The organism is Winkia sp. UMB3158 (genome assembly GCF_030217145.1).
GTDB lineage: Bacteria > Actinomycetota > Actinomycetes > Actinomycetales > Actinomycetaceae > Winkia > Winkia anitrata.
In genome coordinates, this window is sequence record NZ_JASONH010000006.1 from 81,185 (window position 1) to 102,194 (window position 21,010).

The window sequence follows — 21,010 nt, forward strand, 5'->3', positions numbered from 1 at the left end:
CCTCCTTGGTTTTTCCGGTTCCTCACTGAACCTTGCCCTGTTTGAAACCATTATCTATAAGGGAATTCGGCCTAGTCAACAATCTTTTGGGCCGGCAGGTAAAAGTTGGAAGCCCCCAAGCACTTGCCGATCGCCCTACAGGGGCTAGGAAAAACTTGGGGGCTGACAACGCCGCTCCGGAAAGGTTAGAAGTCCCAGTCTCCGTCCTCGGTATCAACAATGTCACCGATTACGTAGGAGGAGCCGGAGCCACTGAAGAAGTCGTGGTTTTCGTCAGCGTTTGGCGACAGTGCCGCCAAAATAGCCGGGTTCACGTCTACCGCTTCGGCGGGGAACAGCGCCTCGTACCCCAGGTTCATCAGGGCCTTGTTGGCGTTGTAGCGCAGGAACTTCTTTACGTCCTCGGTCAGTCCGAGCGGATCGTATAGGTCCTCGGTGTACTGTTCCTCGTTCTCGTACAGTTCGTCCAGCAGGTCAAACGTATATTCCTTTAGTTCTGCCTGCCGCTGCGGCGATGCCTCATTGACGGCCACCTGGTACTTGTAGCCAATGTAGTAGCCATGTACGGCCTCGTCGCGGATGATCAGACGGATCAGGTCGGCCGTGTTGGTCAGCTTAGCGTGTGCCGACCAGTACATGGGCGCGTAGAAGCCGGAGTAGAACAGGAAGGACTCCAGCATGGTGGAGGCGACCTTACGCTTTTCCGGGTCATCGCCCTCGTAGTACTTTTCGACGATCAACGCCTTGCGCTGCAACGCCTCGTTTTCTTCGGACCAGCGGAAGGATTCGTTGATCTCTTCGGTGGAAAGCAGGGTAGAGAAGATGGAAGAGTACGACTTGGCGTGCACAGATTCCATGAACGCAATGTTGGTGTAGACAGCCTCTTCGTGCGGGGTGCGCGCGTCCGGGATCAGCGAGACCGCCCCCACGGTGCCCTGCAACGTATCCAGCAGAGTCAAGCCGGTAAAGACGCGGTTGGTCATGGTCTTTTCGTCGTCAGTCAAGGTCTTCCACGAAGGAATGTCGTTCGAAATCGGCACCTTTTCAGGCAACCAGAAGTTACCCGTCAGGCGGTCCCACACCTCGACGTCCTTTTCGTCCTCGATCTTGTTCCAGTTGATCGCCTTGATTACGTGATTATTGCCGAACATGTTTCCCTTCTTCTGCCGTCATTCCACTACCAGATAGGTGCCACTGATTCTAACGCGGCTGCCATCTGCGGATTCCAGTAGCCATAGTCGTGTCCGCCACTACCTTCAGTGTATTCGTAGGCCACGCCAAGCTCTTTAGCGAGGGCGGCAAAACGCCTATTCATATCTAGCAGCCTATCTTCGGTGCCGCAGCAAGCCCACAGTTTTGGCAGCGCCGCCGGGTCTGCCTTCTTCAGCTGCGCCAGCAAATCGTGGACAGACCCGCGCGCGTCGTCGAGGCCGAACACGTTCCGGTATAGGTCCGGGTGGCGGGAGTGGAAGGCATCCTCGGTAATGTCGGTGGTTCCAGACAGGCTGATGGCCGCGCGGTAGAAATCCGGTTTAGCCAAGGCCGCTTTCAAGGCCCCATACCCGCCCATAGAAAAGCCGGCCACGATCCTGCGCGAGGGCGAAGCTGCCCCCAGCGTCGCCTCTATGTATTGGGGCACTTCGGTAAAGGCCCAGTCCGCCCATGCCAACCCATATTTCGCGTTCGTCCAAAATGAGCGTTCGCCCGAGGCAAACACGAACAGTGCGTTATATTTGTCTGCCCACCGTTGCACGGGCGCATAGGTAGACCAGATGGACTGGTCGCCGCTCAGGCCGTGCAGCATGTAGGCAACTCTGCCGGGGGCGGGTGCGTCCTCGGCCAGGTCGCGCTCGTTTGGCGCTATCACCGTGATAGAAGTGGCCATCTGGAGGGTAGCCGAGCGGATCCCGTCAATGCTTATGCGTGCCATAGCACAACCATATCGGCCAACCCTGTGTGGTGGCAGCTACTCCTTTCTTAGTTTGTAAGGCGGTGGCGCGCCCGCCCTCGCTTTTTGGCAAAAGAAGACAAAATTGCACTAATGCATAAGAAATGTTGTGACTTTACACTGCGACCGGGTGGGATTGGTGCCGCTGTCCTATTGTGGAGGCATGAATAATTTTCGCGGCAAACGAGGAAAAGGTAACCATCACGGCAAAGGACGCCGCGAGCCCTTTGGCGGGGGTACCGCAGACCAACTGATTGAACATCTACACAAAATGGACGGTTCTTCCTATGGCGCCTACAAGCAATTGGTGGGCGCATGGGATTACGGCGATTTCGTTCTTCATATTGAGCGCGTCCAATCTGACCCGTACGCTCCACCGTCAACCGTGCGCGCCGAGATCCCGGCCGAGGTCGCGGGTCTTCCCGACTTCGCTACTGCTTCTGCGCATGCCCGCCTTGCGGCGGCCGACTACTTCCACAGGGATTTTTCTGCCCGCATCCGTCCGGAACGCGACCTGCGGGTGGCTTACACCGGCCAGACGGTGCTGAACCGTGGCGCCGTAACAGTAAACGAGGACGGATCTATCCAGATGCGCTTCCAGGTGCAGTTCGCGGCACGCGGACGCCGTATTCTGGGACACGCAATGGCAAACCTGGTGGATGGCCCGCTCCCCGATTCGGTGCTGGACACCATCGATTTCGCCTCCGACGAGGCCGTTGCAGACGAGGCGGCGCTGAAGAAGCACGTGGAATCGGTTGAAGACTGGTTCGCGCTGCAGCAGGTTCTAAAGGAGAAGGATCTGCTGGCTTTCATTGCGGACGATTCGATCCTGGCGCGCGCCTCCGGCGTTGACGAGCACCCGATGGAAAACGCGGTGGCTACTAAGGCTCCCGAGACTTTGGCACTGCAGGTGGAGCTCCCGCACGCCGGCAAGGTCCGCGGCCTGGCGCTACGCCCAGGTGTCACCCTGATTGTGGGCGGCGGCTACCACGGCAAGTCGACGCTATTGGACGCCCTCATGAATGGCGTGTACCCGCATATTCCCGGTGACGGACGCGAGCTGGTGGCCACTACGCCGCTGGCCGTGGCTGTGCGTGCCGAGGACGGCCGGGCAGTTACCGGCGTGGACGTCTCCGCGTTCATCTCTAACCTGCCGTCGGGCGGAGACACTTCCCGTTTCACTTCCCCAGATGCTTCCGGTTCTACTTCGCAGGCTGCTGCGATCGCCGAGGCCGTCGAAGCGGGCTCCAACTGCCTGCTGATTGACGAGGATACTTCGGCTACCAACCTGATGATCCGCGACTTGCGGATGCGACAGCTGGTACCAGATTCGGGCGAGCCTATTACCCCGTTAGTTGACCGTATCCGCGGACTGGTACGGCGGGGAGTTTCCTCAATTGCGGTTATGGGCGGTTCCGGCGACTACCTAGATCGGGCTGACACGGTCATTTGCATGGACAACTACGTGATCACCGATGTGACCGAAAAGGCGAAGAAGATCGTGCAGGATGCTCCCAGGCAGACCGCTGCGGACTTGGATTTCCCTGAAGTCGCAGCTCGCAAGCCCCTGGCCAACCCCTACGAGGGCGATCGCGGCCCGAAGGTGCGCGGCAACACCTCGCGCATCTCGCTAGACCGCCAAGACATCGACATTACTGCCCTCGAACAGGTCGTTGAGGCAGGTCAGGCCGATGCTATTGGGTGGTCGCTGCGCAAACTGCAAGACGAGGTTTTCAACGGCGAGCGAACCCTGAAAGAGGCTGTCGACTACCTGTGGGAAAAGGAGTACAGTAACGGAGGTCTTGACGCCCTTCGACCTCGCTCCGGCTTCCTAGCAGAGCCGCGCACGATCGACATAATCGCTGCCGCTAACCGGATGCGCTGGCTAAGGCTGAACGAAGAATAACTGAGGAGCATATGTCCCAATCGCCATCTTTCATCAACCGCCCAAATCCGGATGACCCGAAATGGGTGCGCATCCCCGAGTCAGATCGGGTGTATAACCGCAATCTGATTCTGGTAGTTCTACTCATTCCGTTGGCCATGTCGCTGATTCAGGTGTCTTCGGTGAATGTGGCGTTAGAGACGATAGGCTCGGCTCTTAGGGCTTCCCAGACCTCATTGCAGTGGGTGCTATCTGGCTACGCCCTTTCCTTCGGAATTTTCCTAGTGCCGTCAGGCCGATTGGGGGACATTTTTGGCCGTTCCGGCGTGTTCACAATCGGCCTGGCGCTGTTCACCATCGCGTGTACGGCGTGCGGTTTTGCTACTAGTCCGGTAATGCTGAACGTGTTCCGCGTGCTGCAGGGCATGGCTGCAGGCATCTTCAGCCCGCAGGTAACCGGCATTATTCAGCAGTATTTCCAGGGCCAGGCCCGCGCCCGCGCCTTTTCTATGTTCGGCCTAGTAATTGGCGCGTCCGTTGCCGTTGGCCCACTGTTCGCAGGCTTCCTGATCGAAACTTTGGGGCCTACCAACGGGTGGCGTTCTTCGTTCCTGTTCAACCTTCCGCTGGGCATCATCGGCGTAATCGCAGCCTTCCGCCTTCTGCCTTTCGGCAAGGAACGGCGGCACTTTATGGGAGCAAAGAAAGTCAAATCTGACGCCTCCGAGTCGAAGACTAACCTTCCAGCCGAGCAGGCAAATGCCTCGCAGGCTACCCAGAAGATTGACCTGGACCCGGTTGGCATAGTCCTTCTGTCCTTGGCAGTCCTTTGCATCATGCTTCCGTTTATGAGCCACGGGCACCCGCTCATGTGGTCTTTGATTCCGCTGGCGATCATCCTGACCGTCGTGTGGATTTGGTGGGAGAACCGCTACAAGCGCCACGGGCACTTCCCCATGGTTGATCTGTCCCTGTTCAAGCTGAAGTCCTTCAGCTACTGTGCGGCCATTTCTGCCACCCAGTTCCTGGGCACTACATCGCTGTTCGTCATTTTTGCAATGTACCTGCAGGCCGGGTTGGGCCAGTCGGCTTTGGTTGCCGGTTCCATCGGCATTCCGAACGCTATCGTCTCGGCGCTGGCCGCCCTCTGGTCCGGCAAGCATGCTCTGAAGTCTGGCCGCCAGGTGCAGATTCTGGCTCTGAGCTTCCTGCTGCTAGGAGTCATTACCCTGATCGGCACCGTCTGGGCAGTCAACGCGGGAGCCTCGTTCTGGTGGATGTGCGCCCCGCTCATGCTGTTCGGCTTCGGGCAGGGTGCTATGGGCGCTGCAAACCAGACGCAGGCGATGCTGGACGTACCTGTCGAGCACGGCGGGATTGCCGGTGGCATTACCCAGACGGCACAGCGCATTACCACCGCTATTGGTAACGCGGTCATGACGGCAGTGTTCTTCGCAGTAGTGGGCAACCAGCAGACCGCTTCGAAGTGGGACTGGTCCATGGGTATCAGCGCCGCCTACGTCCTAACCGCATCTATTCTGGCCGTCGCATTGGTCATTGCGATTGTCTACTGGTGGGATTTGGCAGGCAAGAGGCCGCGCAACCGCAAGTAGTAGGCGCGCGGGGCAGCTACTGAAACGTCGAGGAGGGGGCACGTCCCCCTCCTCTTCTTTATCCCGGTTCTAGCAGCGTGGGAATTTCGCTGCCCGGCACCGGCCTACAATTGTTCCATGTCGAAAAAACGTGGCACAGGTAAGGTCGAGGCAGGAGCCGCCACCCCGGCATTGGAGGCCCTCGATAAGGCAGGCGTCAGCTACGAGGTGTTAGAACACCCCCATGATCCGCGCACCAAGCAAGGATTCGCCCTCGAGGGGGCAGAACTGATGGGCCTGGATCCGGATACCGTTTATAAGACGCTTATGGCCCGCGTCGATGATTCTGAGGATGTTGTGGGCATCGTGCCCGCTACCGCCACTTTGAATTTGAAGCAGCTAGCCAAGGCTGCAGGTGGGAAGAGGGCGGAGATGCTTCCCGTTGCGCGCGCCCAGGTTGTTACCGGCTACATTGCCGGAGGAATTTCCCCGCTGGGGCAGAAACAGCCTCACCGCATCTTCCTTGACGAATCCGCTATTTTGCAGGAAGCCATCCATGTTAGCGCTGGCAAGCGCGGCTGGTCGGTAAAACTTGAGCCGGACACTCTGCTAGCAGTGTGCAAGGGAACCTACGCGGCTATCGCCGATTTCAAACACCATTTCTAGGCTGGCTAGTTCTAGCCCGCGTTAGCTCTACGAGACGCAAAAATTTGCCAACCAACGTTTAGCGCGTGCCAAAGTGCTTCTTTTTTGCCGCCAAATCCCTGGCCTACCCCATTCCACACGACATTCACCCAGGTCAGCAGCGTATGAATAAGGTCATAGTAGTTGGCGCGCGCTAAAAAATCCTGTAACCTTTCGCCCTGGTTTTATATGTCCTAACATTGTTACCGACAGCGAGGGACAAGAGAGATCCCCCAGCAAATAAGCCTTTCAGGAGGAAAAATGACTCAGATGTACCTAGCAGGCGTGAAGCCCGAACTGACCACCGGCGCCCTGACCGTCGCACTCTTTGCGCTAATGCTCGCAGCCATCGTAGTCACCTGGATCGGTGTATTCACCTCGATCTTCCCGATGGCAATCATTGGCGGATTCGCAGTCGCCTTCACCGGCATCGCAACCGCCTTCAACATCGGAATCGCCGCAGCACACAAGAACTAGGCTGCGCCTAACACCTGGGCTACTCACAGCGGTGAGTGGCCCAATATTTTTGCCCTTTTGCATACAAATAGTCGGGGCCGACTAAGAGCCGGCCCCGACTACTTTTCGCTTTTACAGAGACATGTCAACGACCGCGCGCCCGTTTATCTTGCCTTCCTTCAGCAGCTGGTAGCCCTCGTTTGCATCCTCCAGTGCGAAGTGGCGGGTAACAACATCTTGGTAGTGGATGACGCCCTCTTCGGCTAGGCGGACTACCTCGGGCAGATCCTGGCGAGTGCGGGCACCGTAGGAGCCCAGGATGGACTGGCCACGGCGGACGGTGCGGTTGATCTCGACACCGGCAGTTTGCACGCCAGCGCCCAACCCGATCGGAACCATGCGACCGCCGTCGGATAGCACGTCGAGGGCGGTGGTCCAGGTTGCGGGGATGCCCAGCGCTTCGAAGGCCACATCTACGCCAGTGCCACCCACAATGTCGACGATAGCCTCGTGGATGTTATCCACCTTGGTCGAGTTGATTACGTCAGTTGCCCCCAATTCCTTCATGGGTGCCAGCTTCTCGTCAGAGACGTCGATGGCGACTACCTTGCGGGCGCCAAACGCGCGGGCGATAGAGATGATGTTCGAGCCAACGCCGCCGGTCGCAACAACCGCGCAGGTCTCCCCGTACTGCAGGTTCGCGCCCCGGCGAACAGCGCCGTAGGCGGTCAAGGCCGCACAGCCCAGGATCGATCCGGCTACGGGATCGATGTTGTCCCCTGCCTTGGTTACCGAGGTGGCCGGGATGACGCAGTATTCAGACAGGCCGCCCATGGAGTACATCCAAATCGGGTTGCCGTCCAGGTCGGCCAGGCGTGTCTCACCGTCGTACAGGGTGCCGTTGAGCCGGTTCATCGAGAAGAAGGGATCACACAGATCGTCGCGGCCCTTGGAGCAGGCTTCGCAGGTACCGCAGGGCATCAAGAATGCGCCCGCCACCTTGTCGCCAACTTTCAGATCGCGCTTGTCGTTGCCGGGGCCGATCTCGACGATCTCGCCTGCAACTTCGTGCCCTAGCAGAGCGGGCATTGGGAAGGCGATGGCACCGTTGATGACGTGCAAATCCGAGTGGCACATGCCGCAAGCTGATACCTTCACCAGTACTTCGCCCTCGCGCGGGTGAGGGGTGCGGATTTCTTCAACGTGCAAGCCCTTACCGGGTTCGCGCAACACTGCTGCCTTCATGGTCTGTGGAATGTTCGCCGACATCTATGTCTCCTCTTGCGTTTTGTGATGGCTCAACTGCGAGCGCTTAATTTGAATATAGCCCGACTGCGCCACCTTTGTAAATACATTCACACAAAAATATGTATTATGCGGGAATCGTAAGGCTCTCTTGCGCCCGTCCTCCTCCGAAAGTCCCACCACGGCCTCGCCCCCCACTATCACGAGCAAAAAGGGGGCGAAGCCGCAGCTCCGCCCCCTTCAGAAAAGCCACTACTTCGAATAGATCGAATGCATGTATTTTTCAATCTCGTCTAGCGACTTATTCGACGTTTCCGGCATGATCTTGAACAGCACTACCGCAATAATCAGATTCAGCACGCCGTAGAATGCGTACGTCATTCCCCCACCGAAGGTATCCATCATCTTCGGGAAGGTCCAGGTAATCAGCGCGTTCGAAATCCACATGCAGAACACAGCGAAACCGTTCATGACGCCGCGCACGTTTGCCGGGAACATCTCGCCCAGCATCGTCCACACAACCGTTCCATTGGTGGACTGGACGATCAACATGAACACGCCCATTACAGCCAGAATCAGGTAGGCCGCCCATGCCGGCGGTTTGCCAGGCCCGCCCATTACGGGCGCAATCACAAACTGGAACAACGCCGCAATGGTAAGCAGACACACGCCCACCCCGGTCACGTCAAAGATCAGGATCTGGCGACGGCGGAACTTCGTAATAAGAACGAGCCCGAGGGCGGAGCCAACCACAGACATGACACCATTGGCGACCTGTGCAGTAATCGCTGCCGACGTGCCCATCCCTGCAAACGAAAGCACCTTGGGAGCGTAGTACATTACCGTGTTCACGCCGGTTGTCTGATTCACGATCGCCATGAAAATGCCTACCGCCAACAGCTTGCGCAGCCACGGCGTTTGCAAGACTTCGCGCAGACCGAGCCTCTCAGTGGCATCGTGCTCCATGCGAGCGGCCACCATCTCGTTCAGTTCATCCTCGAGCGAACCATCCTTTTCAGGATCCCGCACGCGCTTCAAAGCCCCGATGGCCTGGTACATCTGATGCTTGATCACGTACCAGCGCGAGGACTCTGGCATCAGGTGCATACCTATCCACAAGAAGATGGCCGGTAGGGTGCACAGAATGATCATCCACCGCCAAGCAGAGCCGTTACCCGCAGTTACGCTCAGCTGCATCATGAAGTCGTGAATAGCAGCCTTATCTGTACCTACTTGCTGGGATACCATCTGGTTCAACGCATCCCAATCGTAGGTGCCCGGCTTGATCGTTCCGGTAGGATCCGCCGCTACCGTCAGCTGCGGGCCGCCATGGGCCGAGTTGATTGCCGCGTTCATCGAAAACGCCAGCAACTGGCCCACAACGATCATTAGCTGATCAACAGCTACGATCATGCCGCGCACCCTCTTGGGAGCAGATTCAGCTAAGAACACAGGAACCGTCGCGGATGCCCCGCCTACAGCTAAGCCTAAGATGGCGCGGAAGATGTACATAATCCACACGTTTGGCGAGAAGGTATTACCAACTGCGCCGATAATGAACAGTACCGCCAGCAGGATGATGTTATGCTTACGTCCATATCTATCTGACAGTCGCCCTCCAAGGAGCGCCCCGAAAGCTGCCGCGAGCGTGAGCACACCACCGATGGCGCCCTCTTCGAGCGCCGTCAGTGACATCCCGCCCGCCCCATGAGGCATATACATGTAGGGCAGGGCCCCCGAGATAACGCCCGTATCGTAGCCGAACAGCAGCGAGCCTAAGGTGGCCACTGCCGCCAGGGCTGCAATACCCCTCCTCTTTCCAGAGGGCGGCGTCTCGGCCACCATTTCCGTTATTTTCTGCGGCGTGAACTTACTATAAAAGTCGCCGCCTGTCGAAGTTGAATCAGTCATTTGCCTCTCCAGAGCCGGGACAACCGCGCAGATTTCCGCAGCTGGCAGTCATGTTGACACCAGCACGCCTTCAATCTGCCTGCAGCAGCCCCCTCTTTCTATTTGTCGAAGGTGGTGTGCTCGGTTACCGGGGTCACTTCGTGCCACTTGCCATCGCCCGCCGAGGCCTCAACTGCGGCATCTACTTCTGCAGCGGACCACCCGTCGGCTGCCGAGGGGCCAATCTGCCTCTGCTCCAAAATGCCCTGGATAAACTGGGCAGCTTCTACCACCTTCATGTCGTCAAATCCCATCGATGTACCAGCTCCTGGCTGGAAGCGCATGAAGTCGGGGAAGTCCGGGCCTGCCATGGCGTTCGTGTAGCCCTGTTGGAAGCCATTCTGGCGTCCCAGGCAGATCTGCAGGTGATTCAGATCTTCGAAGTTCCACCGGATGGAACCGTCAGTACCGTAAATTTCCACTATGTATTCGGCGCGCGGCCCCACTGACACACGAGAGGATTCCATCGTTAGCAGCGCCCCGGATTCGAACCGGCCGATGACGGACACGTAGTCTTCGTTTCCTACCGGGCCTTTCTTCTCTGATACTTCCCAGCCCGTATGGCCGATGCCAGCCTTCAGGGGGATCGGACGTTCGGTAATGAACGTGCCAGTTTGTGCCGTTACCGCGCTGATGCGATCTTTCAGCAGATACTGCACTAGGTCTTCGCCGTGTCCTAGCAGATCCAAAATTACGCCCGCACCAGCTTTTTCCTTTGAATAACGCCAAGTCAGCGGCCCTTCTGGGCCGGATGCGTAATCAGCGATGAGCCACACGCGAGCATTGGTAATAGTCCCCAACTTGCCCTCGGCAATTAGCTTGCGCCCCAGTTCAATAGCCGGCGTGTGCCGGTAGTTGAACCCGACGGAAGTGATCAAGCCGGCTCGGGCTGCGCCCTCGGCAATGTCTTTTGACTGGGCTGCGGAAATGCCCATGGGCTTTTCAATCCAGAACGGCTTGCCTGCCGCAATGGTCGCCATCGCAATTTCGTGGTGCAAGAAGTTTGGGGCGCAGATCGACACAATGTCGACCTCTGGATCGTTTAGCACCTCGTGGTAGTCCTCTACCGCTTTCGAGAACCCTAGGTTTTCTACCGCTACGCGCCTGTTTTCTTCGATCAGATCACAACAGACCACAAGATCGATGTCCACTTCTAGCTCTGGATATTTCTCGCGCAGAGCCTTGTAGGAGCGGGTGTGCAGCCTGCCCATCCATCCAAGCGAAATTACTCCTACGCCAATTCGTTTCCTGGCCATGGTTGCTCCTTTGCACTAGGCCTCGCGTGGGACCAGCTTCCCAAGCGATATTTGTCACTACAAAAAAACATTAGTTCAAAGACGGTTTAGACACAAGGCCCTAAGACCTAGACTCCCCTCTCACCAGCATTAACGGCGCACATGCGCCTTTGGCGGAGACAGTGCCCTGCCCCCGCCAAAGCGATGTGGAAGAAACAAATCAGCGACCTATAGGCAACCCCCTAAGCGAATTCCTTTTGCAAGCGCTCCAGAATCCGCTTGTTAATCTGGTCCGCCCATTCATGCCAGCCGAAGACGCATACGCTCAGCACCCCGTCAAAGTTCATGTCGTGCAACGTGTTGAAGACGGCGTCCCAATCTACCTCGCCCTTCCCGATCTCGTTGTGCTGGTGCACGCGCGCGTCCACCCCCGGCGGGTTAATGATGTAGCGGTTGCCGTCGTTAGCAGCGTGATTGAAGACGTCGGCAACATGCACTTCCCTGAGCTTCTTCCCACTACTGCGCAACATCCGCTCCACATCTCCCTTACCTTCGGACAGGTGGAAGGTGTGCGGGCAACAGTATTCGTAATTTACCCACTCCTTATTCACCCCGCGCACCAGACGCAATGCTGCATCGTGAGTCTCGACGAAGTCGTAGGGGTGGGCTTCCATATTCAGCGCGATGCCGTACTTTTCGAAGTCACCTTCCAGTTCTGCCATGGACTTGTACCACTGGTGTTCACATTCCATGGGGGTGTTCGGATTCCCAGAAAACTCCGAGGTGATCTCGCGACAGTCCAGCTGATCGGCGATCTCCAGTAGCCGCCGCCAGTTGCGCACCTGTGCCATGCGCTCCTGCTCGTCCACAGAAGACCAGTTGAACACCGGATTGAGCGTGCGAATACGCACCCCTGTCTTCTTGGAAGCCTTCATCAGGTCGGCAACGTAGTCGTCATCTGCCTTTGGGTAGTGGTGCCAAAAGTGGAAGTCCGCGTTGGGGGAAAGCTCCACATTGTCATACCCCAGCTCTCGCGCCTTGCGAAGCGTATCGGGCACCGACATGGAAAAGTAGTACATATTTGGATCAAGGGCGATATCTACCATTTGTTACTCCTTTTAGCTAGAACCTTCCTACTTGCCCTTATTGGCCGCCAGCAGCGTCTTCGCTGACACTTCAATGCCGGCTAACTGGTCTAGGAATGGGTCCTCATGTTCAATATTGACGTTCATGTTTGGGTTTACCGCCTCGATGTGCCGCAGGAATTCTGCCCACCAGTCGGTATCATGCCCATTCCCAACAGCTACGAACCGCCAGGGCGCCGGCTCTGCCCAAGTAGAACAGTAGTGGGCCATGCCAGACGGATACGGGTTTTCATCAGGCCACTTGGTGAAGTTGTCATCGAGCACACCCCGTACATCGACATCCGGCAGTATCTTCGTATCCTTGGCGTGGACGTGGTAAATATGTTCGCCGAGGTAATCGATGCATTTGAAGATGTCCATGCCCTGCCACATCAGATGCGACGGATCCATGTTTACGCCTATGTTTGTTGGCTGCACTCGCTCAAGGAAATTCATGAAGCCCACCGGGGTGAAGACAGTATTGTGCGGGTGCAACTCCCACGCAAGTTTCACTCCCGCATCAGCCGCCCTCTTGTCCATCTCTTTCCAGTACTTATCTAGGACGGACTGCTGGTAGTGCAGCACTTCTAGGTAAACGCCGTTCCACGGATTTACCACCCAGGAGGGATACTTTGCATCCGGGTCCGAACCGGGTGCGCCCGACATACACACAATCTCGTCCACCCCCAGCTTGGAGGCCAACTCGATCGCCCTCTTCAAGTCGTAGTGATGGCGCGGCCCGACGTCCGAGAGGGGATCCAGAACGTTGCCCGAACAGTTCATCCCGGTTATCTGCATCCCCTTATCAGCAAACAGCCCCCTATATTCCTCGCGCGCAGTTTCTGAAGAAACTAGCAGGTCAACGTGGCAGTGTGGGGAAGGAATAAAACCGCCCACGTTCACTTCCGCGCCATCGAGGCCATACCCCTTCAGGATGTCCAAAGCTTCTGCCAAATCGTAGTTATGTAGGCATGCGGTATATGCCCCAAGTTTGAGTGACATCTTTGTCCTATCGGATCGTTACTTCAGCCCCGCCATCATTGGCGGAGCGCACTATTGCTTCTTGGATTCGCATTGCCCGGTAGCCGGCCTCGAAAGAAGGCACTGCGGGCAATCCAGTGTCTACCCCAGCGACCTGGCCTAAGAAAGCATGCGCCTGGTAGATGAACTGGTCAATCTGGGTTACTCCCACCCCGCCGAAGGCCATTGACGATCCCGCCCTAAAATACGGGAAATCCGGGTTAGCAAGAACCACTCGCGGCCCCGCAATGTCTGGGTCATCTGAACGGGTTTGTACCACAAGCTCCCCGGCCCGCGCCATGTCGAAGGCAGCGAACCCGTCAGTGCCGTAGACCTCAAAGCGCTGCGAGTTGGGATGTCCCAACGCAACGCGCGAACAGGTAAAGGACCCGACTACCCCACTTTCGAAAGAAGCAGTAAAGACCGCCACATCGTCGTTGGTCACCGGACCCATCTGGGCGCTTTGCACTTTCTTGCCGCGCTGCAGCGCCTGCGCCCCGGCGACAATCGGCCTCTCTTTGATGACGGTGGCAAACCCGGCCCCAGACACGGCCTTAATCTTGCCGCACACCAACTCGGCGGTGTTCAGCAGGTGCGAGCCCACGTCGCCCAACGCTCCCGACCCCATCGGACCGGTGTAGCGCCAGGCCAAGGGCGCATTGCGATCACAGCCATAGTCGCAAAGGTAGGTGCCGGTGAAGTTCACCAGTTTCCCAAAGCGACCTTCCTTCGCCAGCTCCGCCGCTTTCGCGATCGAGGGCGACCACCGGTACCCGAAGGCCGTACCGGTTTGTACTGAAGCCGACTTCTCTAGTTCCGCGAGCGCCTTGGCGTCCTCGATCTTGTCGGTCAGCGGCTTTTCGCAAAGAACATGCTTTCCAGCCTTCACCAGTGCTTCCGCCATTTCGCGGTGAAGGGCGTTTCCCACCACAATCGAAACCACGTCGATGCTGGGGTCGTCCAGAATGTCGCGCCAGTTTTCGGTAGCCTTTTCGTAGCCGTACCGCTTTGCAGCATCCTGCGCGAAAGGAAGGTAGGCATCGGCGATCGTTGCCAGTCTGACTGGGGGAAGATTGGTGTCGAAGACGGTGGTTGCTTGCCGCCAGGCATTGGCGTGGGTTGCTCCCGCCATGCCAGCACCTATGACTGCTACGGATAGTGGTTTTGCCATTTCGTCTCTCTCTTCTTTGAGAATGTGCTGCTTGGGCACCCAATGGCCGGGTCCTGTCTCGTTGACTTTCACGCTACCAAAGTTTTTAACGCGCGTCAACGCTTTGTAATATCATTTTTTCAAAAATGTAAATTCAGCCTCGCGAGGACGAGCGGACGATCAGATTTCCCTCTTCGACCAACTGCTGCTCTTTGCGACCGCCAAGCGCGCGCAGCAACGCCAAGCACCCTAGATTGAACCCCTTTTGATCGACGCTAGTCAGGTCAATTTCGGGGGCGGCAGCTATTGGAATATTGTCATAACCAACTAAGCCCACATCCAACCCGACATGCAGGCCCCGCACGGTTAGCCCCGACATTAGCGACAGCGCCAACATGTCGTTATGGGCCACAAAGGCAACGCTCTCGTGCTTTTCGATTCGAGTATCTATAAGACGCCCAATACCATCCCGACTTACCATCGTCAGCTCGTAGGTGATCGCCTTGTTCTTCTTCACGCTTGCACGGAACGCATCACGTCGATCGCGCGCCCCCAGTTCACCCGCGTCCTCGGAATAATTAACGTAGACCAGATGCTGCCACCCCGCCTCATACAAGTGGCCAACCATCTGTTCCATGATGGGATTGGGATCGGCATACACCGCCGGCACGCACGGATCCGGAGAAGGCCGGCCAACCACTACCAGCGGCGCCTTTCGCCCTAGCTCGATCAACTGTGCCTTGGTTTGCATAGGACTAACCAAGATCAGCGCATCCACGGCCAAATCAACAAACTTCCAGGCCGAGAACAATTCGGTAGCTGCTTCGGCGCCAGTGTCCGCAACCAGCACCAATTTCCCCGCATCCTTCGCTACCGTACGCGCCCCCGACACCACAGAATCGTAAAAGCTATTAGACAGATTGGGCAGGATCAGCCCCACAAGCCCAGATTTAGAAGAAGCCAGCATTGCCGCCGCAGCATTGGGCCGATACCCAAGCTTCGCTGCCGCCTCGGCTACACGCTTTTTGGTTTCGGGGCGAATCTTTGGGGAATCATGAAGCGCCATGGACACGAGGCCCCTAGAGACGCAGGCCAGATCTGCAACGTCCTGTTGGGTTACTTTCCTAGCCATAAAAATCATTTTACATAAACTCTCAGGAATAGTTCAGGTTTGTCTTTTCACTCCCCTGACTTGCCGCGGCCTGCGCGGACACCTTTAAAAAGACCTGACCAGAGATTTACTCCCTGGTCAGGCCCTATTCGCTAGGCTAAATTAGTCTTCTTTTTCGAAAGACAGCGTCGCGTCGTGGACGCCGTCCTCGGAGGGCCAGCGCGAAGTGATCGCCTTTGCGCGAGTGTAGAACTCGACGCCCTCGGGCCCGTGAATGTGGTGCTCGCCGTTCAGCGAATCCTTCCAGCCGCCAAAAGAGTGGTAGGCAACCGGGGTTGGGATTGGCACGTTGATGCCGACCATGCCAGCCTCAATCTCGTGCTCGAAACGCCGGGCAACCCCGCCGTCATTAGTAAAGATAGCCGAGCCGTTGCCGACGGTCTGGGCATTCATTAGCTCAATCGCCTCATCAAAGGAGTCCCGATGCTGAATCAGCAGTACCGGGCCAAATACCTCTTCACAGTATGCCTTGGCCTCTAGCGGAACGTCCTCGAGAATGGTTGGGCCCAGCCAGTAGCCGCCGTCGTAGCCCTCCACCGTCTGCTTGCGTCCATCCAGAACAACCTTGGCGCCCATCTTTTCCGCCTCGTCGATCCAAGAGATAATGCGCTCCTGGGCGGCCTTCGAGATGACCGGGCCAAAACCGGACTTCTTGTCATTCCCCTGCCCCGGAATAGCAATCTCGGCAGCCTGCTTCTTTACCGCCTCGGCCAGGCCATCGCCAGCCTCGCCTACAGCCACCGCCACAGAGAGTGCCATACACCGCTCCCCGGCAGCACCAAATGCGGCTGCAGCCAGCCACTTTGCTACGAATTCCTGATCGGCATCAGGCATCACCATAGCGTGGTTATTTGCCCCGCCAAGAGCCTGCACCCGCTTGCCAGCTTCGATCGCTCGCTTCTGCACCAGCTTGGCAACCTTGGTAGAGCCCACAAAGGACACTCCCTGCACGGCCGGGTTGTCGATCATGACGTTCGTGATCTCGTTGTCGCCAGGCAGCAGCGAGAATAGCCCGTCGGGAAGACCTGCTTCCTTCAGCTTCTTCGCCATATCAAAGGCAGCAGAGGGAACAGCGTTGGCAGGCTTTAGTACAATAGCATTTCCGGTGGCCAATGCCAGCGGGAACATCCACATAGGGACCATGGCGGGGAAGTTGAACGGCACAATGCCGGCTACTACGCCCAGAGGCTGCCGGATGACCTTCAGATCGACATTGGTACCTACGTTGTAGGAATACTGCCCCTTGGAATTGGCGCCAATGTTGCATGCATATTCGACCGTTTCCAGGCCGCGCTGAATCTCTCCGCGCGCATCCGACAAGGTCTTGCCATGTTCGTCCACCGACAGCTGCGCCATATTGTCAATATCGTCCATGACTAGCTGCCGGAACCTGTACATCACTTCCTGCCGCTTCGGAATCGACTTGTTGCGCCATTCCTTTTGCGCCTTGTCTGCCAAAGCGATGGCTTCTTCTACCTGCTCGGGGCTTACCAGCTCCAAGGTCCCAATGACTTCTCCGGTAGCCGGGTTGTCGATATCTACTTTTCCACCCTTACCGTCAACGGCTTTGCCGCCGATCCAAGGCTTGACAACGTAAGTCATAAAAGTATCTCCCCAATGAGTTGCTTTTTAAGTCTGCTAAGAGCCTCTAATTGCTTCGGTCTCTTGCTCCCATACTACGGTCTTTTGTCCTACCATTCAACAGTTTGTCCTATCAATACGCTTTTATTGTGAGCACGGGTTTCGCCATTCTTCACCCTTCTACATTGCTGTTGGGCCAAATGCCAGGCCGCCCACACCCGGGCCCCAAGTCCGGGGTGAGAAAGGAAAATGCCCCGACGCTTGCGCGTCGGGGCATTTTCGAGCGAACCCAAGAAAGCTACTTCCTGGGGGTTTTACCAGTAATGCCGCTGATACTTGTCCTTGTATTCGATGTATTCCTTGTAAGCTTCATTGGTCGAATCAAGGCGGGAAGTCTGCGACACCGCCACGTCCCACCAGGACGAAGCCGGCGGATTAGGCCCGTACAGATCCGTTTCAATGTAGATCATGGTGGCCTTGTCAGAGGCAGCTGCCTTCGCGTAAGCATCGCGGAATTCCGCGATGGAGTGCACTCGAAGCACATCCAGCCCCCACGATTCGGCATTGGCCGCAATGTCAACGCTCAGCAGTTCGCCGTCCTCGTTATGGGCGTTGCCATCCCCCACCCTGTAGCGGGTGCCGAAGCGCTGCGAACCGTGCGACTCGCTAAGAGCGCCAATGGAGGCGAAACCATGGTTTTCCAGCAGCACGTAAATAACCTTGATGCGTTCCTGCACCACGGTAGCCAGTTCCATGGGCAGCATCTGGTAGGTGCCATCTCCCACTATGGCTACTACCTCGGAGTCAGGCAGCGCCAGCTTCACGCCCATTGCGGCAGGAACCTCATAGCCCATGCACGAGAAGGCGTATTCGACATGGTACTGGATCTCGGACTTGGCCTGCCACAGCGCCTGCAAATCACCCGGCATAGAACCAGCGGCGTTGATTACCACGTCGCGCTCGCCAAGCATCTCGTTCAAAGCGCCGAAGACCTCGGTCTGAGCCGGCAGCGGACCATGGTCCAGGTGGTAGCACTTTTCAGTGGCCTTCATCCAAGCTTCGCGCTCAGCCGCAATTTCCTTCGCGTAGTCCTCGTCCACCCTGTATCCGGCAAGGGCGTCCTTCAGGGCAACCAGGGCCTCGCGGGCGTCTGCAACTACCATCACCGCGGAGTTCTTCGCCGCGTCGAAGCTAGTCACGTTGATGTTGACGAAACGGACATCGGGGTTCTTGAACTGAGTCCGCGACGCCGTGGTGAAATCGCTGTAGCGGGTACCAATGCCAATGATCAGGTCCGCCTTGTCAGCCAGATGGTTGCCGGAATCGCCACCGGTCGAACCCACGCCGCCAACCGAGGACGGGTGATCGAAGGTAATAGCGCCCTTCCCTGCCTGAGTGTCAGCAACCGGCAGTCCCGTTGCCGTAGCCAATTCGCGCAGCTCTTCGTGGGCGTGCGAATACTTGACGCCACCGCCCGCAATGATGAGCGGCCGCTTGGAAGCCTTGATAGCAGCAACTGCCCGCTCCAATTCCGCCGGCGAGACAGCGGGCCGGCGCAGGTGCCAGACGCGCTTATTGAACATTGCCTCCGGGAAGTCGTAGGCCTCCGCCTGCACATCCTGCGGCAAGGCGATGGTCACGGCTCCAGTTTCGGCGGGGTCAGTCAGCACACGCATAGCGGCCATCAGCGAGGGCATCAACTGCTCGGGCCGGTTGATGCGATCGAAGAAACGAGACACCGGCCTAAAGGCGTCGTTGACCGACACGTCCAGGCTGGTGGGATCCTCTAACTGCTGCAGTACCGGATCCGGGAACCGGGTAGAGAAGATGTCCGACGGGAACAGCAGCACGGGCACGCGGTTGGTCGTAGCCAGCGCCGCACCGGTAACCATATTCAGGGAGCCGGGGCCAATCGAGGCCGTGCAAGCCAGGAACTGCGTACGCTCGTTAGCTTTCGCAAACGCTGCCGCCGCGTGCACCTGCCCCTGTTCGTTGCGAGGCATGATGTACTTCATGCGCCCACCGTCCGGTTCTGGATCGATCTCGTTTTGTAGCAGCGCCTGCCCCAGTCCAGCCACGTTGCCGTGGCCAAAGATACCGAAGGTGCCGGGCACAAGGCGCTTTTCTACACCGTCGCGCTCGGAGTACTGATTCACCAGGAAGCGGACAATTGCCTGCCCGACGGTTAGCCTAACTTTGGGTTCGCTCTTCATTGTTGTTTGCCTACTTTTCTACTGTTTTTGTCATGGGCAGGCGCGGATCTACCTGCTGCTCACCCCATGTTTCCTTCACCCAGGCGTGGACCGGATCGTCGGTCATTAGCCAGGTTGCGTCCTCGGCTGGGCCTGCCATCACATTCAGGTAGTACAGGTCGTAGCCAGGCGCGGCGGCGGAAGGACCGTGGTAGCCGTAGGGCATAACCACAACGTCGCCCGTGCGCACCTCTGTGCACACATCGATCGGGTGGCCCGGAGACGGGTAGACGCGCTGCAGGGCGAAGCCTTCAGAACCGTCCTTGCCAGGACGCACCTCAAAGTAATAGATCTCTTCGAGCTTGCGCTCATTCTCGTTATGTTCGTCGTGCTTGTGCGGCGGGTAGGAGGACCAGTTCCCGCCCGGGGTCAACACTTCGGTGACCAGCAGGTGGTCGGTCTTAAGCTCATTGCCGAGGGCGTAATTGTTCACCTGCCGTGAGCACGGGCCAGCCCCGCGCAAGGAGGTGTTGACGGCTTCCTTGCCCCAGTAGGACACCTCGAGGCGCTCGTTGCAGCGCGAAGTGGGCAGGCAGAAGCGGCCACCCTCTTTAGAGGTGATAGTGAAGGTGGTGTCGCGAGGAATGTACAGGTAGTCAGACACTTCGGTCCAAATATTCTCGCGTCCTTCGAGTTCATATTCCTTGCCCTCTACACTTACCGTGCACGCCCCCTCCAGCGGCAGTACCAGCAATTCGTCGCCATCAGAGTCCACCTCTTCACTTCCGCCGGCTGGCAGGTTCAGTACCTTGATGCCGGAAAATTCCCATCCTGCAATTTCGGGACAGACATCAGTGTCAAACTGTCCGTGAGCGGTGGAACCGGCTTTTTTCAAATACTTTTCGTTGTCACTCATAGCATCTCCACTGTCTGATCGACCGCCTTGGCGACATCGCCGTCAGGCGGAAATAGGAGCGATCTTCCGATCACTAGGCCTTTGACATTCGGTAGTTTCAGGGCTTTGCCCCAACCATTCATCGCAGCTTCGGGATCTGAGGAAACTTCCCCACCCAGAATAAGCGATGGAAGAGTAGTAGCCGCCATGACTTTTTCCATGTCAGGTACGCATGGCAGCTTTAGCCAGGTATATGCGGACGTCCGTCCTAGGCCCTCGGCGATCGCGATGGAGCGAATCACCGCCTGCGGCTCTAGGTTGTTCACAATCCGCCCATCTTTTGTTTCCGAGATGAACGGTTCAACCATGGCCATAACTTTTTCATCTGCTAGTTCGTTCACGGCCTTCGCAGCCGCATCTAGCGTTGCCGGGGTGGCGGGATCGTCAAAATGAATGCGCAGAAGCATCTTGCCGCCATCCAGCCCGGCGGCTTTCACGCCGGCCGCGTCGTAACAATTGAAGCGGTCGTCTATGCCGAAGCTGGCGCCGTCTAAGCCGGCGCGGTTCATGGAACCGTAAACCAGCTTGCCTTCCAGGGCTCCCATCAGCGCCAAGTCTTCGATCATGTCCGCGGTGCCAAGAAAACCGTGTACGCCGGGGCGTCCGAGGGCTTCAGCACAGCGCGAGAGCAGTTCTTCGCGGTCTGCCATTGCAGTGTTGTCGGCACCCGCTTTGAGCGCTCCGCGTGCCGGGTGATCACAAGCGATGATCAGCATTGCCCCGTCTTTGGGCACGCTTCCCTTCTTCCGGTTAGCAAGGGTTTGCGCAATCTTTTCGGGTTCAGTTGCGCGAATATCAGCTATTTTTTCGATGATGGACATG

17 protein-coding genes are annotated in these 21,010 nt (G+C 57.5%); 4 read left to right on the top strand and 13 right to left on the bottom strand.

The features are described 5' to 3' along the window. Positions 1–185: 185 nt before the first annotated feature. Positions 186–1,151: a class 1b ribonucleoside-diphosphate reductase subunit beta gene (nrdF, locus tag QP400_RS07950; protein ID WP_004806867.1), complete on the bottom strand. Its 966-nt coding sequence runs from the start codon at positions 1,149–1,151 to the stop codon at positions 186–188. A 26-nt stretch (positions 1,152–1,177) separates the two neighbouring features. Continuing rightward, a complete protein-coding gene (locus tag QP400_RS07955; protein WP_004806868.1) occupies positions 1,178–1,930 on the bottom strand; it encodes an alpha/beta hydrolase in 753 nt (250 codons plus the stop codon). A gap of 181 nt (positions 1,931–2,111) precedes the next feature. Between QP400_RS07955 and QP400_RS07960 the strand changes: the two genes are divergently transcribed. From QP400_RS07960 to QP400_RS07975, 4 genes are all read left to right on the top strand, one after another. Continuing rightward, the gene (locus QP400_RS07960) at positions 2,112–3,854 is read left to right on the top strand and encodes an ABC-ATPase domain-containing protein (protein ID WP_081499184.1); all 1,743 of its coding nucleotides are present in this window, start codon (positions 2,112–2,114) and stop codon (positions 3,852–3,854) included. 11 nt (positions 3,855–3,865) lie between these two features. Further along, positions 3,866–5,446, top strand: coding sequence for an MFS transporter (locus QP400_RS07965; protein ID WP_004806872.1), 1,581 nt, complete (start codon positions 3,866–3,868; stop codon positions 5,444–5,446). 117 nt (positions 5,447–5,563) lie between these two features. Then, positions 5,564–6,091 (top strand): Cys-tRNA(Pro) deacylase, encoded by a 528-nt coding sequence (ybaK, locus tag QP400_RS07970; RefSeq protein WP_004806874.1) that lies wholly within the window; start codon positions 5,564–5,566, stop codon positions 6,089–6,091. Positions 6,092–6,370: 279 nt separating this feature from the next. Then, positions 6,371–6,586, top strand: a complete 216-nt coding sequence (locus QP400_RS07975; RefSeq protein WP_004806876.1) for a hypothetical protein — start codon at positions 6,371–6,373, stop codon at positions 6,584–6,586. Positions 6,587–6,697: 111 nt separating this feature from the next. Here the strand turns inward: QP400_RS07975 and QP400_RS07980 are convergent, their stop codons facing one another. From QP400_RS07980 to QP400_RS08030, 11 genes are all read right to left on the bottom strand, one after another. Next, positions 6,698–7,834 (bottom strand): zinc-binding dehydrogenase, encoded by a 1,137-nt coding sequence (locus QP400_RS07980; protein ID WP_004806878.1) that lies wholly within the window; start codon positions 7,832–7,834, stop codon positions 6,698–6,700. A 228-nt stretch (positions 7,835–8,062) separates the two neighbouring features. Continuing rightward, the gene (locus QP400_RS07985; protein ID WP_410482968.1) at positions 8,063–9,655 is read right to left on the bottom strand and encodes an MFS transporter; all 1,593 of its coding nucleotides are present in this window, start codon (positions 9,653–9,655) and stop codon (positions 8,063–8,065) included. Between the two features lie 164 nt (positions 9,656–9,819). Then, positions 9,820–11,016, bottom strand: a complete 1,197-nt coding sequence (locus QP400_RS07990) for a Gfo/Idh/MocA family protein (protein ID WP_004806884.1) — start codon at positions 11,014–11,016, stop codon at positions 9,820–9,822. 221 nt (positions 11,017–11,237) lie between these two features. Beyond that, positions 11,238–12,101 (bottom strand): sugar phosphate isomerase/epimerase family protein, encoded by an 864-nt coding sequence (locus QP400_RS07995; RefSeq protein ID WP_004806887.1) that lies wholly within the window; start codon positions 12,099–12,101, stop codon positions 11,238–11,240. 27 nt (positions 12,102–12,128) lie between these two features. Continuing rightward, positions 12,129–13,121, bottom strand: coding sequence for a sugar phosphate isomerase/epimerase family protein (locus QP400_RS08000; RefSeq protein WP_004806889.1), 993 nt, complete (start codon positions 13,119–13,121; stop codon positions 12,129–12,131). Between the two features lie 7 nt (positions 13,122–13,128). Next, positions 13,129–14,310, bottom strand: a complete 1,182-nt coding sequence (locus tag QP400_RS08005) for a Gfo/Idh/MocA family protein (protein ID WP_004806892.1) — start codon at positions 14,308–14,310, stop codon at positions 13,129–13,131. A gap of 133 nt (positions 14,311–14,443) precedes the next feature. After that, a complete protein-coding gene (locus tag QP400_RS08010; protein WP_160309214.1) occupies positions 14,444–15,421 on the bottom strand; it encodes a LacI family DNA-binding transcriptional regulator in 978 nt (325 codons plus the stop codon). A 141-nt stretch (positions 15,422–15,562) separates the two neighbouring features. Continuing rightward, positions 15,563–17,062 carry a CoA-acylating methylmalonate-semialdehyde dehydrogenase gene (locus tag QP400_RS08015; RefSeq protein WP_004806897.1) on the bottom strand — a complete coding sequence of 500 codons (1,500 nt, stop codon included), beginning with the start codon at positions 17,060–17,062 and terminating at the stop codon, positions 15,563–15,565. 293 nt (positions 17,063–17,355) lie between these two features. Continuing rightward, the gene (gene iolD, locus QP400_RS08020) at positions 17,356–19,254 is read right to left on the bottom strand and encodes a 3D-(3,5/4)-trihydroxycyclohexane-1,2-dione acylhydrolase (decyclizing) (protein WP_004806900.1); all 1,899 of its coding nucleotides are present in this window, start codon (positions 19,252–19,254) and stop codon (positions 17,356–17,358) included. Positions 19,255–19,264: 10 nt separating this feature from the next. Next, a complete protein-coding gene (gene iolB, locus QP400_RS08025; RefSeq protein ID WP_004806902.1) occupies positions 19,265–20,149 on the bottom strand; it encodes a 5-deoxy-glucuronate isomerase in 885 nt (294 codons plus the stop codon). Beyond that, positions 20,146–21,009, bottom strand: a complete 864-nt coding sequence (locus tag QP400_RS08030; protein WP_004806904.1) for a Cgl0159 family (beta/alpha)8-fold protein — start codon at positions 21,007–21,009, stop codon at positions 20,146–20,148. The genes iolB and QP400_RS08030 overlap by 4 nt, the downstream gene beginning before the upstream one ends. Between the last annotated feature and the right edge of the window lies 1 nt (position 21,010).